15 protein-coding genes are annotated in these 17,495 nt (G+C 58.6%); 5 read left to right on the top strand and 10 right to left on the bottom strand.

What is annotated here, in order from left to right:
• Positions 1–17 precede the first annotated feature (17 nt).
• Entirely contained in the window at positions 18–899 is an 882-nt protein-coding gene (locus IF204_RS17875) for a recombinase family protein (protein ID WP_068242631.1), read from the bottom strand.
• Between the two features lie 420 nt (positions 900–1,319).
• Positions 1,320–2,459, bottom strand: coding sequence for a tyrosine-type recombinase/integrase (locus IF204_RS17870; protein ID WP_228069615.1), 1,140 nt, complete (start codon positions 2,457–2,459; stop codon positions 1,320–1,322).
• A gap of 120 nt (positions 2,460–2,579) precedes the next feature.
• On the opposite strand from IF204_RS17870, the gene IF204_RS17865 reads away from it, so the two are divergent.
• The 3 genes from IF204_RS17865 to IF204_RS17855 all read left to right on the top strand — a co-directional run bounded on the left by IF204_RS17865 (position 2,580) and on the right by IF204_RS17855 (position 5,305).
• Positions 2,580–4,226: a Mu transposase C-terminal domain-containing protein gene (locus tag IF204_RS17865; RefSeq protein ID WP_194098499.1), complete on the top strand. Its 1,647-nt coding sequence runs from the start codon at positions 2,580–2,582 to the stop codon at positions 4,224–4,226.
• Complete coding sequence (locus IF204_RS17860) at positions 4,217–4,936, top strand: TniB family NTP-binding protein (RefSeq protein WP_228069609.1); 720 nt, start codon at positions 4,217–4,219, stop codon at positions 4,934–4,936. Before IF204_RS17865 ends, IF204_RS17860 begins: the two co-directional genes overlap by 10 nt.
• A 78-nt stretch (positions 4,937–5,014) precedes the next feature.
• Entirely contained in the window at positions 5,015–5,305 is a 291-nt protein-coding gene (locus IF204_RS17855; RefSeq protein WP_194098498.1) for a metal/formaldehyde-sensitive transcriptional repressor, read from the top strand.
• Between the two features lie 150 nt (positions 5,306–5,455).
• Here the strand turns inward: IF204_RS17855 and IF204_RS17850 are convergent, their stop codons facing one another.
• The 8 genes from IF204_RS17850 to IF204_RS17815 all read right to left on the bottom strand — a co-directional run bounded on the left by IF204_RS17850 (position 5,456) and on the right by IF204_RS17815 (position 16,271).
• Positions 5,456–5,926, bottom strand: a complete 471-nt coding sequence (locus IF204_RS17850; protein ID WP_194098497.1) for a c-type cytochrome — start codon at positions 5,924–5,926, stop codon at positions 5,456–5,458.
• Positions 5,927–6,206: 280 nt separating this feature from the next.
• Entirely contained in the window at positions 6,207–8,864 is a 2,658-nt protein-coding gene (locus IF204_RS17845; protein WP_194098496.1) for an excinuclease ABC subunit UvrA, read from the bottom strand.
• Positions 8,865–8,963: 99 nt separating this feature from the next.
• A complete protein-coding gene (gene uvrB, locus IF204_RS17840; RefSeq protein ID WP_194098495.1) occupies positions 8,964–10,940 on the bottom strand; it encodes an excinuclease ABC subunit UvrB in 1,977 nt (658 codons plus the stop codon).
• Between the two features lie 151 nt (positions 10,941–11,091).
• Positions 11,092–12,408: a DUF3422 family protein gene (locus IF204_RS17835; protein WP_228069607.1), complete on the bottom strand. Its 1,317-nt coding sequence runs from the start codon at positions 12,406–12,408 to the stop codon at positions 11,092–11,094.
• A gap of 4 nt (positions 12,409–12,412) precedes the next feature.
• Positions 12,413–13,750 carry an NAD(P)/FAD-dependent oxidoreductase gene (locus IF204_RS17830; RefSeq protein WP_228069606.1) on the bottom strand — a complete coding sequence of 446 codons (1,338 nt, stop codon included), beginning with the start codon at positions 13,748–13,750 and terminating at the stop codon, positions 12,413–12,415.
• Complete coding sequence (gene fghA / locus IF204_RS17825; protein WP_194098494.1) at positions 13,747–14,577, bottom strand: S-formylglutathione hydrolase; 831 nt, start codon at positions 14,575–14,577, stop codon at positions 13,747–13,749. The genes IF204_RS17830 and fghA overlap by 4 nt, the downstream gene beginning before the upstream one ends.
• 152 nt (positions 14,578–14,729) lie before the next feature.
• Positions 14,730–15,128, bottom strand: coding sequence for a VOC family protein (locus IF204_RS17820; RefSeq protein WP_194098493.1), 399 nt, complete (start codon positions 15,126–15,128; stop codon positions 14,730–14,732).
• A 33-nt stretch (positions 15,129–15,161) separates the two neighbouring features.
• Positions 15,162–16,271 (bottom strand): S-(hydroxymethyl)glutathione dehydrogenase/class III alcohol dehydrogenase, encoded by a 1,110-nt coding sequence (locus IF204_RS17815; RefSeq protein ID WP_194098492.1) that lies wholly within the window; start codon positions 16,269–16,271, stop codon positions 15,162–15,164.
• 428 nt (positions 16,272–16,699) lie between these two features.
• Between IF204_RS17815 and tnpA the strand changes: the two genes are divergently transcribed.
• Together tnpA and tnpB are read left to right on the top strand one after the other, a co-directional pair.
• Positions 16,700–17,110 (top strand): IS66-like element accessory protein TnpA, encoded by a 411-nt coding sequence (gene tnpA, locus IF204_RS17810; protein WP_194098491.1) that lies wholly within the window; start codon positions 16,700–16,702, stop codon positions 17,108–17,110.
• Complete coding sequence (gene tnpB / locus IF204_RS17805; RefSeq protein ID WP_076623781.1) at positions 17,104–17,457, top strand: IS66 family insertion sequence element accessory protein TnpB; 354 nt, start codon at positions 17,104–17,106, stop codon at positions 17,455–17,457. The genes tnpA and tnpB overlap by 7 nt, the downstream gene beginning before the upstream one ends.
• The last annotated feature ends 38 nt before the right edge of the window (positions 17,458–17,495 follow it).

The raw sequence follows: 17,495 nt of genomic DNA, 5'->3' as shown, positions 1-17,495 counted from the left end.
GAACGAATCTGAGTCTCTTAAATCATTCCCAGTCTCTCAGCCCGTTCCAGCAGCATCTTGACCGATGAGGGCTGCCATCTCGTTCGGCCACGTGGTGTGCGTTCGCGCATAGATTCCAGCCGTTCACAGATCGCTTGAAGCGTGATGTCGGGATCTGCGCCCTTGATGCCAGCAATAATTGCGGGCAGGCGGTCGTCGGTTTCGCGGCGCCCGGCGCGGGCCAGCACCTCGGCAGGCAGGAAGCCGTCGCGGACATAGGCCTTCACAGCGCGCAGCAGGCGGCTTTGGGTCCAGCGACGCGCCTCGGGCAAGGGGCCGTTGACGATGCGCACCACGTCTTCCCAAGCCAAGTCGGGGCGTAACCGGCGCACATGGGGCACCCAATCTTGTGCCGTCTCGTTCAGACGCTCCATGTAGCCGTCCTGTCGCGCCAGCCGCACCTTGCGAAGAGCGGTTGGGTCTTTGGCCCGCAGCCCAGGGTTCCCGCCCACGCGGCCCTTTGTGCGCGCGCTGGCGAGGCCGGCCTTGGTTCGTTCCCGGATAAGGGCGCGCTCAAACTCGGCCGCAGCCCCCAGCACTTGCAAAGTGAACTTGCCCTGCGGGGATCCGGTGTCGATGGGGTCTTGAATGGAACGAAAGAAAGCACCCTTGGCCTCCAGCCGCTCGATCACCTCCAGCAGATGTGACAGGGACCGCGCGAGGCGGTCGATCCGTACGACAACCAGCGTGTCGCCCTTGCTAATGCGCTCCAGCAAGCGGGCAAGCACCGGCCGGGCACGATTGCCGCCTGAGGCGTGCTCTTCGAAGATCTCGACGCATCCCGCAGTTTGCAGGGCCTCAGACTGGGGCAGGGGGGTCTGATCCTCTGTGGATACGCGCGCATAGCCTATCAGGGGCATGAAAATCGGCCGTTTGCAATTTCATATACCGTTACTAAACGACCGTTTGTAAACGAATGCAAGCAACTACTCTCTCGTTGTATTCGTCCATAATCCCTTGGTTTCCTTGCGCTGAGCGCGATCTGAGAGGTTTCACCGGCAGTCGCGCGCGCATACTATATAAAGAGCGTCGGCAACCGCCACATAATTACTTGAGTAATGTGCAAAAGATTAGTATTTTGCACATATGAAACCCCAACCGTCCGCATTGACTGATGATTTCGATGACCCCCTCATCACAATCGAGGAGGATGAAGAGTCTCACGAAGAGGATCTCTGGTTGTCGCGTTTAGTTCCCGATTTCAATTGAAGCCGTAAGCTGAAACTGAAGCGCCGGAATTTCACCTTAGCGCTTCATCAACACGTCAAGAATCCTGAGCGTCACAGCCCTGCGGCTTTGGTCAGGTTCACCCGGAACCTGTCGCGGCGGCGCTGATAACGGCGGGTCATTTCGGCCGACGCATGTCCGAGTTGCTTTTGAACATAGCGCTCATCAACCTCTGCCGACGAGGCGAGTCCGGCACGTAAGGAATGGCCGGAGAACATCGCTAGCCGTTTGGCTTCCGGCAGATCGGCCCTGACACCGCTCTTCAAAACGGTCGCCTTGATCAGCCGTGCGATGTGCTTGTCGGAAAGGCGGGCCTCGAGCGCATGTTTGCCATCACGCGATGTGCGCACGAAGACCGGGCCAAAGTCAATCTTGGCGAAGTGTAGCCATTTCTCCAGCGCGTGGACGGGACAGGTCTGGTCGCTTGAGCCACGCCCGACCTCGACCTCGCGCCAGCCAGTCTTGGCATTGAGGGTGAGCAGGGCGCCGCCGTCGAAGACCTCGACCCAACCGCCGGAATCCAGTGTATCGTCCTTATGCACATCGAGGCAGACCACCTCCGACCGGCGCAGGCCACCTGCATAGCCCAGAAGCAAGATCGCCCGGTCTCGGAGCCCGCGGAGATCGTAGGGAAGGGTGGCCACCATGGCCTGGATGTCCTCAGGCAGGATTGCTTCTTTCTGAACCGGTGGGCGCGCATGCTTGCGTTTGATCCCAGCCAGAACGGTAGCGATGTGGCGGTCCTTACGATCAAGAGTGAGCCCGCGCTGCCTGTAGTTCCAAGCGAGGCCGGAGAGGCGGCGCTCAATGGTGGAGACCGAGAGAGCAGGGGACGCCCCGGTCGCGGCGGCCAGATCTGCCACATAGAGCCCGACCATCTCGGGCGAGGGGGGCAGGGGATCCGTGCCTTTCAACCGGCACCAGCGGGTGAAGTGTTTCCAGTCGACCGCGTAGGCCTTGTTGGTGTTCTCGGCCGTCGAGGCTTCGGCGTAGTCGCGGGCGGTGTCGATCAGCCGGTCGAGCGCGCCGGAGCCGGCCACATGAGCGGGCAGGGTGATTGAGACTTGGTCCCGAGAGGTTCTCACGTCGCGCTCATCACTGTTCGGCACGGCATGGGGTGCTGAGCTTGAAATGTCAGACTCAGTTCCGCTCGAACCCACAATTTTGGTGCCGTTATTCGTGAGACTGCTCATGTCGTTCTTGTTCCATGAGTGGACACTAACGTATTGATATCATTGCGTTCATGTTCTTGTTTCATTCCCGGATTATAGTTTCATTATCGGACATAAGACACTTATTTTCCGGGTTTGGCCATGGTGGATCGATCAGACATCAACGCCGTCGACGATGCTGCGTGGGAACAGGCGGTTGCGCGGGAAGCTGTGATCCGCCGCCTTGCAAGCAAGGCGTCACCGAACCGTGCCGAATTCCTAAAGGCCTGCCGCGATCTTGGTCTCAAGCGCTCTCGCCTGTACGAATTGATCTCAGCGTACAAGGCGCGCCCGGTCGCCAGTTCCTTGCTGGCGGCTCAGGTTGGGACACCGACGGGCAGCCGCCGGCTGCCTGACGAGATCGAAGCGGTGATTTCGGGGGCGATCGAGGAATTCTACAAGTCCCTCCAGAAGCCAAGCATCAACGCCCTGCAAAAGGAGGTGCGCAGGCTGTGCAGTCAGAGGGGTCTACGTCCCCCGTGCTGGACCACGCTGCGGGACCGTGTGGCGGCGATAGATCCGGCGGAGCTCACGGCAGCACGTGAGGGCGCCAAGGCCTCTCGCCAGCGCCATCACCCGGTGCCGGGCAGCTATCAGGTCGAACGGGCCTATGAGGTGGTTCAGATCGACCACACGCTTGTGGATGTCATCGTCGTGGACCGAGTTCATCGGAAGCCTTTGCAACGGCCCTGGCTGACGCTCGCCATCGACGTCGCGAGCCGTATGGTGGCAGGGTTTTATCTGACGCTGGAGCCACCGTCGGCCTTGTCGGTGGCGCTGGCCATTCAGCACCTGGTGCAACCCAAATTCGACTGGCTGGAGGGCCTGGGTATCGACGCGGACTGGCCCGCGGAGGGATTGCCGGAGACCATTCACCTCGACAATGCCAAGGAGTTCCGCTCGAAGGCGATGAAACGCGGGGCGGAAGAGCACGGGATTTCGCTGCAGTACCGGCCGATTGGGGCGCCGCATTACGGCGGTCACATTGAGCGGCTGATCGGCACAATGATGGGAGCGGTCCACCTGCTGCCGGGATCGACCTTCAGCAGCATCAAGGACCGTGGCGACTACGATTCCGTGGCAAAGTCGACGATGACGCTTGACGAGTTGGAGCACTGGTTGGCGCTGGAAATCACCCGTTATCATGCTGAACGGCACCGTTCGCTCGGCATTCCGCCAGTCGCGGCCTGGAACGAGGCCTATGGGCGGCGCGAGGCACCATTGCGCCTGCCTTACGACGCGGAGGGGTTCCGGGTCGACTTCCTGCCGAGCACGGAACGCATGGTGCGCCGCGACGGCATCCATCTCTTCGGCCTGCGGTATTGGGACGATATCCTGAGCCTCTGGGCGGGCCGGCAGGACCGGCAATTGCGGGTGTCCTACGATCCACGCGACCTCTCCACAATCTTCGCGCGGAGTCCTCAGGGCCAGCGCTATCCTGTCCGGTTTGCCGATCTGCGCCATCCGTCGATCACGCTTGCGGAGCATCGCCGTGCGCAGGCGATTTTGCGCGAGCGCGGGCGGGCGCTCGAGGATGAAGCCCTCATATTCGCGGTGATCGAGGAACAGCGCGCCCTGGTTGATGCTGCCAGCAGCAGGACACGGGAGGCAAGGCGGTTTTCCGAGAGACGGGACCGAGCGCTTGATGGGGTAGGGGCCTACGAGGCTGTAGATGCCGGTACGGAGCCCAAGGAAAGCGAGAATGTGCTCAGGGACCACCCGGGGTTCGAAGTTGAGGAATGGTCGTGACCGAAGGCAGCGCATTTGCACATCTCGATCCGACCTACCGCCGGTTTGCGGCGCTGCCGGATGATGAGCGCATTGCCTGGATCCGGGCCGACCGCTGGATCGGTTTCGATCAGTCCGGGACCGCTCTGGCACGTCTGGAGAACCTATTGACCTATCCGCCGCGGGACCGGATGCCCTGCCTGCTGATCTACGGTGACACCGGCATGGGCAAGACCAAGATCGTCCGCAAGTTCGAACGCGACCACCCGCCGAAGTTCAGCCAGATTACCGGCGTTGACCACCGCCCGGTGGTTGTTGCGCAAGTGCCATCCGAGCCCATCGAGCGCGATCTTTACCGCGAACTTCTGGCCGCCATGGGCGCGCCGGCGATGACAGGCTGCACGCTCGCCCGTGAGAAGGATATCTGCCGGTCGTTGCTGCGGACCGTGGGCGCGAAGATGATCATCCTCGACGAGGTGAACGGCATGCTGGCCGGTACCTTCCGTCAGCAGCGGATTTTTCTCAATGCGATCCGGTTTCTGGCCAATGACCTGCGGATTCCACTGGTTTGTGCCGGAACGGACTTGGCCCGGCAGGCACTGCTGACCGATGCGCAACTCGCCGAGCGCTTCGAGGCGTTCCATCTCAAGCCCTGGCACTTCCGCGTTCATCACTTTACATATTGCGGGCGACATGCGCCCAAAAAGCTGTCAACGGCAAATGACGCCTGATCCAAAACACGTTCAGTTGAAGCGGTTGAAACTCCCCTCCTGTATAGTATGATCTAAATTTGTTTCAGGAGCGTACGAATGCCACATTCACCAGAAGAAAAGAAGCGGGCCATAACCCGCCTGCGCCGCATCAAGGGCCAGGTAGAGGCCCTGGAACGCGCGATCGAAGCTGGCACTGACTGCGCCCCACTGCTCCAGCAAATCGTGGCCATGCGTGGCGCCACAAACGGTCTGATGGCTGAGGTCATGGAAAGCCATCTGAAAGAGACCTTCGTACCTGGGGTGAAGCCGGATGGCGAAAGTGGTTCTGGCGCCAATGACGACGGCGTGCAAGGTGTTATGAAGATCTTGCGTACCTACCTGAAGTAGACCGCGACATTACGCTGTGCCCCTCCCCGGGAAAGGAACCGTTCACAGCTGCTTGCCGTTCGAAACTTGCTTGTTCTCGGAAGGGGTCTGCGTTCCACCCCCTATCTATTCTCCGACCCTTTCTGCTTCCGTCCGCGCTGAGGTCCACCTCTACCAAATCAATCCAGGCTCTCCATTCGGGCTGGCGCTGAAGACTTCAGGCGCCAGATCGATCGCACGCCGCTGTTCGCGGAGATCTTCTTTTTGCCAATGCGACTTGATCCAATCCAATAGCTCACGCGCGTCTCTTTCAGAAAAGCTCTTGTACATGGACGGTCCTGCATGACCCTTTCCACGGATTGCCATGCTCTGAATGGTCTTCAAGAGCTCGTGGTCAGTGTGTTGCATCGTATGCCCCGTCCCGTTGAGTGGTGGCGCAGCGGAACGGTAGTCGAACACGGCTTCTTGCCATCCCTGTTGGCCTTCAAGAGAAGTGCCGTGGCAGCCAGCGCATTCGCGCCAGTAGAGCTTTGCCGAACGGGCGGCGCGCTCCTCTGCGCCCCAAGTCAGACCGGACGTACGGGCGATCGCGACAATCCCCACGGAAACCGCCGCGGCCACGAATATGATACGTGTCGCCATGGCTCTATCTTTCGGGAGCGAAATGCTTGAATTTCCAAGATCCGTATGGTCTTGGCGCGTTTTCGGTCTTGCAGGTCATTGATGATCCGTTTGATCGCCCAGGTGTCTTGTCCAGTACTTCGATCATGTGCCTTCTGTGCTTTCTGGAGGTGACACCATTTCCTTCCTCAAGAACCTCGCCGCACCGACCGAGAGATTTCCCGGACGTGTCCCAAACCGTGATTTCGTAGGCACCTCGTGCGACCTTCCCGGCTCGCTTCACCGCGGCTGTAGGGGCCAGCTATAGCGCCGCCTTAAGGTATTGTGCGGTGAAGCTGCCCGGTGTGCTAGCAACAACACTAGGGATGCCACTGGCAATGACACGCCCGCCCTCGTCTCCGGCCCCAGGGCCCAAATCGATGACCCAGTCTACTTGGGAGACGATGCGCATGTCGTGTTCGACGATCACGACCGTATTTCCTACGTCCACAAGGCTCTGAAGATGCCTCATGAGCCGATCCGCATCCGATGGATGCAGTCCCGAAGTGGGCTCATCGAGGATGTAGATCGTGTTGCCGCGCTGCGCACTCTGGAGTTCCGTTGCGAGCTTGATGCGCTGCGCCTCACCACCAGACAGTTCTGTGGCAGGCTGTCCGAGCTTGAGGTATCCGAGACCAACGTCTCGCAGCACATCCAACGAGCGCATGATGGATGCCTCCCCCGAGAAGAAATCGCACGCGGCATCCACTGTCAGCTCGAGGACCTGGGCGATATTGCGACCGTTCCACTCTACTTCCAGCGTCTGAGGGTTGTAGCGGCTGCCGTGACAGGTCGAACAGGGTGCGTAGACGCTGGGAAGGAAAAGGAGCTCGACCATCATGAAACCCTCTCCTTCACACACGGGGCAACGGCCCTGCGCCACATTGAAGGAAAATCTGCCGGGCCGATAACGACGTTGACGCGCAAGAGGGGTCTCCGAAAAGAGCTTTCGGACATGGTCGAACAAGCCGCTGTAGGTCGCTAAGTTTGAGCGCGGCGTCCGCCCGATCGGTCGCTGATCGACCTGCACCAACCTCCGAATATGCTCCATTCCAGCGACGATGCGCCCTTCCGTCTCTTCAGCCACTTCGTCCGTCAAAGGATCACCATCCTCGTCTTGAGCCAGTGGCGAGGGGCTGCCAAGATGTTCGGCAACGAGCTCGGGCAGCGCCTGGCTCACCAAGCTGGACTTCCCAGACCCTGATATTCCCGTGACCGCAGTGAAGCAGCTCACCGGGAAGGCTGCATCCACACCCCGCAAATTGTTGCGCGTTACACTTTCGAGACGTAGCCATGCCCTGGCCTCGCGCGGCGTTCTCTCTTCGCGGACTGTATCGGCGTACAGGTAGCGGCGCGTGGCAGACTCCTCTACATCGGCCAACCCTTGAGGCGGCCCACTATAGATTACCTTGCCGCCATACTCTCCAGCACCCGGGCCGACATCAATCAGCCACTCGGCATGACGGATCACGTCGAGGTCATGCTCGACGACAAAGAGCGAGTTCCCAGCCGCCTTGAGCCGCTCAAGGATCGAGAGCAATGCTTCGCCATCCGCTGGATGCAAACCCGCTGAGGGTTCGTCCAGCACATAGACCACTCCGAAGAGTTGCGACGACAATTGCGTGGCGAGGCGCAGACGTTGAAGCTCCCCAGAGGAAAGCGTTGGAGTGCTGCGATCAAGAGAAATGTAACCAAGGCCAAGGTCGACAAGAGGCGCGAGGCGTTCAAGCAATTCGGCCGCGAGGAGTTGGGCGGCAAGCCTCTTTTCCTCCGAGAAATTGGGCGTACGACGCACATCTGGAGCGCTCTTGTGCGCCGAACCACCGGCCGCAACCCGACGTTCGAGCGCTGCGTCACGGACGGCCTTGTCGAGAATGTCGCCGTGCCCGCTATCCGGCTCTGCACCAAATTCACCCGCAGCAATTGGTGAGAGCAAGTCTCGAAGTCCAAGCAGAGACAGATCGCCGAATTCGGCGATATCCAACCCCGCGAATTTCACCGTGAGGGCCTCGCTCTTGAGACGTTTGCCATGACAGCTGGGGCATTCGTCACCGAGGATGTATTGCGACACACGCTTCTTCATCAGCGCGCTCTTTGTATTGGCAAATGTTTCCAAGAGATAACGACGCGCACCAATGAAAGTGCCCTGATAACTGGGCTCCAATCCGCGCTTCTGCGCCAGCCTAGTCTGATCAGGCGTCAAGCCGGCAAAGACCGGCACCGTCGGTTGTTCGTCGGTGAAGAGAATCCAGTCCCGATGTTCCCGCGGCAGATCGCGCCAAGGAATATCCACGTCGTACCCCAGCGAAACGAGAATATCGCGCAGGTTCTGTCCGTGCCATGCAGGAGGCCAGGACGCAATTGCGCGTTCGCGAATGGTTAGCGAAGCGTCCGGCACCATCGTCTTTTCGGTTGCCTCATAGACGCGCCCGATACCCTGGCAAGTCGTGCAGGCCCCTTCAACAGTGTTGGGTGAAAAATCCTCGGCGTAAAGCATCGGTTGGTCAGCAGGATAGTCACCGACGCGCGAGTAGAGCATACGTACCAAACTTGAAAGGGTGGTTATGCTGCCTACCGACGATCGCGCATTGACAGAACCTCGCTGCTGTTGAAGTGCCACCGCAGGGGGTAGACCCTTGATCTCATCCACCTCCGGCACACCGGCCTGGTCAATCAGCCTGCGCGCATAGGGAGCAACGGACTCGAGATAACGGCGTTGCGCCTCGGCATACAGCGTCCCAAAAGCAAGAGATGACTTGCCTGAGCCCGATATACCCGTGAACACGACAAAAGCGTCACGCGGAATATCGACAGTGACATTCTTCAGGTTATTCTCACGCGCTCCGCTAACCTGAACACATGAAGCTCGATCAGGAGTGTCAAAACTCGAACTGATCGCGTCAGGCGCTTGGTTCTTCATATTCAATCCACTTTCTCACGCCCGCCGCCTAGATTTTACCCTAGGCGCCATGGGTATAGCGGCCCCAATATGGTCCATGGAGCCGCCATATCTCTTGACTTACAGGTAGATGAACTGCCGGTAGAGACCATCCAGCCGACTTCTGATATCTTCCACCTGAATGTCGTCACCGATATCCACGGCTTCCAGAAGCCGATGCTCTGCTGAATTGATCTGATTGCACAGATCAGAGAGGTTTTCACAGAATGCATCGGAATGGACTGAGGTCACATCTGATGCCGCCTCCTCGGAGCTGAGCTTTCTCACCGAGGAAGTCGGCGTAACATGATGCTCGTTGTTGAAGGCTATCTGCCGCTCACGTCGATCATTGGTCTCCGCCATAGCCCGCCGCATGGACGGCGTGGTCGAATTTGCGTACAGCACTGCTTTGCCGTTCTGGTTTCTGGCCACCCGTCCAATCATCTGAATGAGAGCCGGCGGCGTCCGCAGGAAACCAGCCCGATCTGCTTCGAGAATTGCGATCATGGATGCTTCTGGGATGTCCAACCCCTCGCGGAGGAGGCTGATACCAATAAGTACGTCAAACTCACCTGCCCGCAGCCCGTTAATGATCTCGACCCGATCTTCGGTCTTGATATCCGAATGCAGATATCGCGCCCTGACACCTTTGCTTTCTAGGAACGCGTGCAGCTCCTCGGTCGCGACCTTGGTCAGCGCCGTCACCAGGACTCGCTCATTTTTTGCAGCGCGCTCCCTGATCTCTTTCAAGAGATCATCAATTGCACCCTCCGATGGCCTGACTTCAACTTCCGGGTCCAGAAGGCCCGTCGGCCTCAGAATCTGTTCGACCACATGTTCTTTTGAAACGTTCAATTCATATGAACCGGGCGTGGCGGAGACAAATATGGTTTGCGGCTTGATGGATTCAAACTGCCTGAAATTCAAGGGGTGGTTGTTTTTAGAAGATGGCAAGCGGAAACCAAACTCGATGAGTGTATCCTTTCGACTCTGATCACCACTGAACATGGCCGTAATCTGCGGAATCATCACATGAGATTCATCAACGAAAAGCAGGCCGTCTTTGGGAAGGTAGTCCAGAAGGGTGATCGGAGGGAGCGAAGGGTCACGTCCATTCAGGTAGCATGCGTAGTTCTCCATCCCTGAGCAATAGCCCACGTCCTGAAGCATCTCGATATCGTGCGTAATTCGCTCGTAAAGTCGAGCCGCTTCCACAAGGCGCCCTTCTCTGTTGAGCTGAGCGACGCGCTCTTCCATCTCGCTAAGGATCGCCTTAGCAGCAATTTTCGCCTGGCTAGCTGAAGTCGCGAGAACGGTTTTTGGTGACACGCGATAATCGTCGATGGGATCCAAGATTTCACCAGTGGCCGCGTCAATCCAGTGAAGGGCACCAATGGCGCCATTCTGCAAGCCGATCCTGATGGCCTTGTATTCGGAATCCGCCGGGAACACCTCGACAGTATCCCCTTCCACCCGATAGGTACCCCGCTTGAGCTTATTTTCCGTGCGATCGTATTGAAGCTTTGCAAAGCTCTGCAGGAGCGAGTCCAGACTTGTCCTGTTTCCTGGGGCAAGATGAACTTGTAGTGCCCGATAGTCTTCCGGGTCGCCCATTCCATAAATCGATGAAACGGATGCGACGACAATTGTATCACGTCGCTCAATGAGAGATTTCGTGGTAGACAGGCGCAACCTCTCGAGATGATCGTTTATTGCCGAGTCCTTCGGTATAAAGCGATCGCTACCCGGCAAATACACCTCGGGCTGGAAGTAGTCATAGTAGGAAACGAAGTACTCCACAGCATTCTCAGGGAAGAATTGTTTCATCTCGCTGTAGAGCTGAGCGGTCAGCGTCTTGTTCGGCGCCAAGATTAGAGTTGGACGCTTCAGGCGATGAATCACGTTCGCCATCGTGAAGGTTTTTCCAGACCCAGTAATCCCCTTCAGGGTTTGATGGTGCGCGCCACTTTCAATGCCGGAGATAAGCCTAGCTATAGCTTCCGGTTGATCCCCTGACGGGGTATAGCCAGAGTGCAGAATGAAAGTATTGGTCGACACGAGAGTACCTCCAGCTATTTTTAATTTGTAGTGCGCCGAATAACCACCCACAGGATCGCCGTTTCTGGAGACAGGAATCGGAGCACATTCGATACTCCCGTCTCCAAATAAGTTCACCGATCTCCCCGGGCGGAAAGGCGCTGATCCATATCTATTCAGTATCGACGGACTGTTCGTGAAGGCTATGAGCCTGCCGGATCCGACGGACGGTCCACCAGACCCCGATACAAACCAAAGGAACGAGAACCGAGATTACCAACTCGGGCTTCGCGACGTCATAGAAGCCCGGAATACCCTTAATGAGGTAAGACAGCAGACCGATGACATAGTACGAAATAGCGGCAACCGACAGGCCTTCCACAGTCTGCTGAAGTCGCAGCTGCAACTTCGCTCGATCATTCATCGACGCCAACAATTCGCCATTTTGCCGTTCGAGCTGAACATCGATCCACGAGCGAAGCAAAGTGGTGGCACTGGCCAACTTCTCGGAGAGACTGGCTTGCCGCTCCTCGATAGACCTACAGGTGCGCATTGCCGGAGCTATCCTGCGATGCAGGAAGTTGCGCCAGCGATAACAGCCAGGAACAAAGGTCTCACCCAGAGATGTCAGGCGTTCCTCTACGATCTCGTAATAGGCTCGACTAGCCCCAAAACGGTAGAGACTCGAGGCCGTGTCTGCCTCGAGTTCTGCTGACAGGTCAGTGAGCTCTGCAAGAAGCGTTTCGCTGTCGCGGCGTGCGGTTTGCCGCATTTCATCGGTGATAGCGGCAAGGCGCTTTTCGATATCGCGCAATTGCGGCCCAAGAGCGCGCGTCATGGGTATGCTCAGCAACGCCAACGTACGGTAGGTCTCGATTTCCAGCAGTCGCTGAGCGAGTGCCCCGAGTCTCGTCGGGCTTAAACCGCGATCAAGGATCAGAATGCGCGTGAGCCCATCATCATCTTGGCGGAAGTCCGTGACAATTTCGGCCGATCCTTCTTCGACCAGCGAGTGACAGCGACTGATCGGATCAAATCGATCAATGTACTTCGCAGTCTCCTCTGTCCACTTGACTACATCCAACCGGACGCCGCTTACGACAGCGCCCGGAGGAGTAAATCCGGTTTTGAATGGATTGTCTCCAATCGGACTTTCGGTATCCATGTCTCTGGGCGCGCACCACAAATACGTGGAGAACTCGGAGTGCTTCTCGCAGTGCAGATCACCCTCTTCGAAAGTTAACTCGTGACGCAAAGCATCTTGCGCCGGGAGCGAAGCGCCCATTCGCTTTGAAACTTCCTCGAGAGTTTCCCGATCTTTGTTCAGATTGCCCTCGTTCATGAACGCTAGCTGCACGAGCGTCCGCGGGGCTTCGACGAAAGGGAATGGGCGTGCATGGACTTCATCAACGGCAATCTGCCTGAGCGAATAGGCCGGAAACCCATAGACCTCCAGATTGCCGTTCGTTGTGCTGCTGGCGTCAGTCAATCGATCAATCTTCCTTATCGTGTGCCGGCTCCTCGCCGCGCTCTCCCGAGCTACGGTTGGTGATCAGGCGGGAACCTCGGTATCCGATACCATGAGTCCACATCCAACTGAGTGCAACGCTAAGTCGGTTTTGTACGCCGATCAAAAAGTAAATGTGGACGAGTTTCCACATCCACCACGCCAAGGCGCCACGAAGCTTGAAGCGCCCCATGTCGACAACTGCCAGGCTGCGACCGATCGTTGCGAGATTGCCTTGGTGCTTGTACTGGAACGGCGCTGAAACCCGGGAGCCACTCAGGCGCTGACGAATAACCTTCGCAACATATTGCCCCTCCTGTTTGGCGGCCGGAGCGAGGCCTGGGACCGGCTTCCCATCTGCCCCCTTTGCAGCGGCGGTGTCGCCGATCACAAAGACGTCGCTGCGGCCCGGGACAGTGAGGTCCGGACCAACGACGACACGACCTGCGCGATCCGCCTCTGCATCCAGCCAGCGCGCCGCCGGTGACGCCTGTACGCCGGCTGCCCACAGGATCGTTTTGGCCGGCACCAGTTCGCAATCGACGATGACCCCCTCGGATGAGCAGGCCGTGACCGGCTTTCCGAGCTTGATTTCGACACCAAGCTTCTCGAGCGCCTTGCGGGTGTAGTCAGATAGGTCTTCAGGAAAGACCGAAAGAAGCCGCTGCCCGGCCTCAATGAGTACGACCCGGGTCTCGCGCGGGTCTATCGAACGGAAGTCGCGCTTAAGCGTCAGGTGCGCAAGCTCAGCGATGGTGCCCGAGAGTTCTACTCCGGTTGGACCGCCCCCAATGATCACAAAAGTCTGCAGGGCGGCACGGCGCGCAGGATCTTCTTCGCGCTCGGCCTCCTCGTAAGCCAGAAGCACACGCCGACGAATGGTCGTGGCGTCCTCTAGCGACTTCAGGCCTGGAGCGAACGGCTCCCACTGGTCATTTCCGAAATAGGAATGCCGGGCGCCCGTGGCGATAACGAGAGTGTCGTACCCGATCGTGGAGCCGTCTTCCATTTCCACGGTTTTCGAGTCCGCATCTACGTTGACAACCTCCCCCAGCAGAGTCCGGACATCGTCCCGCTTGCGGAAGATCGATCGGATCGGCCAGGCAATTTCAGAAGGCGCAAGGGACGCCCCCGCCACCTGATACAGGAGAGGTTGAAACAGATGATGGTTTCGGCGATCGATCAGAGTAATGTCAGCACCGCTGCCTGCGAGACTTTGAACGAGATCAAGCCCACCGAAGCCAGCTCCCACCACAACCACTCGATGGTTTGTGTCGTTCGGGGATTTTCCCTTGCGGCCATTCTTAGACATGAGCCCGTTCATTTTTTCAGCTCCGCAGCATGATGAGCGATATGGTCGCCAATGAAGCTGGCGATAAAATAGTAGCTGTGGTCGTAGTCTGGCACCTTGTGAAGCGTAAGCGGGTTGCCTGCCTCGCTGCAGGCAGCCTCGAGAAGTTCGGAGCGGAGTTCTCGCTCCAGAAATTCGTCCGAGAGCCCCTGATGCACCAGGATTGGCAAACGTTCACGTGCGGATTTGATGAGCTCGACGCTATCGTACTCAAGCCATGTATTCCGGTCAGGGCCGAGATACGCGGTGAACGCCTTCTCACCCCAGGGAACCTGGCTCGGCGCAACGATCGGCGAAAAAGCGGATACGCTGCTATAGCGCCCAGGGTTTCGAAGCGCCGCGACGAGTGCGCCGTGCCCACCCATGGAGTGACCAAAGATCGAGCGTTTACGACTTGCTGGGAATTGACTCTCTATCAGATCGGGCAGCTCTTCCACGATGTAGTCGTACATCCGGTAATGCTTGGACCAAGGTTGCTGCGTCGCGTTCACGTAGAAACCGGCGCCTTGACCGAGGTCATATGAAGGGTCGTCGGCGACGTCATCCCCTCGCGGACTGGTGTCCGGAGCGACGAGTATTATGCCGTGCTCAGCCGCAAAGCGCTGAGCGCCCGCCTTGGAAAGGAAATTTTGCTCGGTACATGTCAAACCCGACAGCCAGTACAGCACAGGCGCCGCCCCATCCTTGACTTGCGGGGGCAAGTAGACGCCGAATTTCGTCGGACAACCCAAGCTGATTGACTCATGCTCATACACGTCCTGCCAGCCGCCATAGCTGGCGTGATGTTCGACACGTTCCATGTTGTCTTCCTTGCTTTTCCGTTCCTGGGACGGCGTGGGACTTCTATGGATGCCCTGCCATATAGAGGCGGGATCATTGTCGCCGGCGCCTCTTTTGGCGCCGGCGACCGTTGCTCATCTCTCAGCGAGAGTTGCCCTGGTCCTTGTGAGGATCAGACGAAGGCGTACGAGCACACTTTGTTGCCTGCGGGGTCGCGGAGATATGCCGCGTAGGCACCCGGCAGGTGATCGCGGGGACCGGGCTTACCTTCATCGGTGCCGCCAGCCTTAAGACCGGCAGCGTGGAATGCATCCACTTCGGCCGGGGAGGCCGCCGCGAAGCCGATGGTCGCGCCATTGCTGGAGGGCGCCTCGCCATTGCCCGGAGGAGCAATAATGAACGCGGGCTTATCGCGACCATACAGAACCCAGTTTTTGGCAAACGGGCCGAGGTTCTTGATTCCCAGGGCGCCCAGGGCGGCATCGTAGAATGCGACCGATTTTTCGAGATTCTCGGCGCCAAGGAAGACATGCGAGAAGATGCCGTTGCCCGAAATTACAGGATCAGCCATTGGTAGTTCCTTTCAAGTTAGATAGTAGTCGTATTAGTAGTGGATCACGGTGCGGATCGACTTACCCTCGTGCATCAGGTCGAATGCCTCGTTGATATCGTCGAGCCCCATGGTGTGGGTCACGAAGGGTGCCAGATCGATCTCACCCTTCATGGCATCTTCAACCATACCGGGAAGCTGGGTCCGACCTTTGACGCCCCCGAATGCCGAGCCTTTCCAAACCCGACCGGTGACAAGTTGGAACGGACGGGTGGAAATCTCCTGCCCGGCGCCAGCGACGCCAATGACGATCGATTGACCCCAACCGCGGTGAGCAGCTTCCAGAGCAGATCGCATGACGTTTACGTTCCCGATGCACTCGAAGGTATGGTCCACACCCCAACCCGTCATCTCGATCAGCACTTGCTGGATCGGCTTGTCATAGTCCTTGGGGTTGACACAGTCCGTTGCACCGAACTGACGCGCCAGGTCGAACTTAGTCGGGTTGGTATCGATCGCGATGATACGACCGGCCTTAGCCTGACGAGCGCCCTGGATAGCGGCGAGGCCGATACCCCCCAGGCCGAACACGGCGACGGAGTCGCCAGGTTGCACCTTGGCGGTGTTGTGAACAGCGCCGATGCCGGTGGTGACACCGCAGCCGAGCAAGCAGACGTGCTCGTGGTTCGCATCGGGGTTGATCTTTGCGAGCGAGACTTCTGCGACAACGGTGTATTCGCTGAAAGTGGAGCAGCCCATATAGTGGTACAGGGGCTGGCCATTGTACGAGAAGCGCGTGGTGCCATCAGGCATAAGGCCCTTACCCTGCGTCTCACGTACTGCAACGCATAGGTTGGTCTTACCGGAACGGCAGAACTCACACTCGCCACACTCAGCGGTGTAGAGCGGGATGACGTGATCGCCAGGCTTTACGCTGGTGACACCTTCGCCGACTTCTACGACGACGCCCGCACCCTCGTGACCCAGAACGACCGGGAAGATGCCCTCCGGATCATCACCCGACAACGTGAATGCGTCGGTGTGGCAGACACCGGTGTGGCTGACTTTGATAAGCACTTCGCCCTTACGGGGCGGCTCCACGTCGATCTCAACGATTTCGAGTGGCTTGCCAGCTTCAAATGCTACGGCGGCTCGAGATTTCATTTTCTTGATCTCCCACAGTGATGGAACGGATGGCCAGCGGAATGGGTTGCTGAAGTTTTCGACTCAACCCGATACTGGGTAGGAATATGTTTACGATACCCCCCCACAGTATGCAAGCAAAGATTTTGAGGAGTGTGAGTTTGGATGAGTGCAGCTAGCCAGAGAAGGCACTTCGATAGCGCTAGCTCTCCAGTAAAGTCTGCGTCGCAGAGCGCCATGGCGATCTGCTCGGGCCCATGTGAGCCGGCAACTCTACAGTACCTACCCCCGTCGAAGCAGAGAGATGGCTGCATCCTGCGGCAGGCATTTACCATCTTGATAGGTCAATTCAGGCAACCCATGCGTAAACGCTGTCGCCGCCCCACATTGCCGACGGGATCAGCCATTGCGAGTTGATACGCATTCAAAGAGAAGGAGTGCGTTTCGCAATGTTCGCAAAGAGTTCGTTTCTCACGGCGCTTGGTGTTGAAGTCTTCGCTTCCGGCCAGAGGCGTTGGCCGGATCACGTTAAGGCGCAGGCGGTGGCCGAGACGCTGGAGCCCGGGGCGACGGTGTCGGGTGTCGCGGGGCGCTACGAGATCATGCCGAGCCAGCTGACGGCGTGGCGGCGGCTGGCCAAGGAGGGCAAGCTCGTCTTGCCCGCGGTGGAGGTCAACGAAGCTGTCTTCGCACCTCTGGTGGTCTGCGACGAGATCACGGCGGCCTCTGAAGCTGAACCGCCAAGCGCCGGGACGCCGATCAGGATTGTGCGGGGTATGGTCATCATCGAACTCGCGAAGGATGCGCCCGCCGCCCGGATCGCCGAGATCGTCCACGCCTTGGAGGCGCATCCATGTTGATGCCCTCGCAGGGTGTGCGGATCCTGGTGGCGACGAAGCCGGTCGACTTCCGCAAAGGCCATGATGGCCTCGCGGCGCTGGTGCAGTCGATGCTGGCCGAGGACCCGTTCACTGGCACGGTCTTCGTGTTCCGCTCGAAGCGCGCCGACCGGTTGAAGATCCTGTTCTGGGACGGCAGTGGTTTGGTCATGGCCTACAAGCGGCTTGAGGAAAGCACATTCACCTGGCCTTCGATCCGTGACGGGGCCATGACCCTGAACCGCGCACAGTTCGAGGCCATGTTCGCCGGCCTGGACTGGCGCCGGGTGCGGTCACTGGAGGTCCGCCGTCCGGCTGTGGCAGAGTGACTCACCGCGCTGAATAGCCGGACATCGGCACCCCGGGC

It is taken from the genome of Marivivens aquimaris (assembly GCF_015220045.1).
Classification (GTDB): Bacteria; Pseudomonadota; Alphaproteobacteria; order Rhodobacterales; family Rhodobacteraceae; genus Marivivens; species Marivivens aquimaris.
This window is presented reverse-complemented; position numbering and strand designations above follow the sequence as displayed.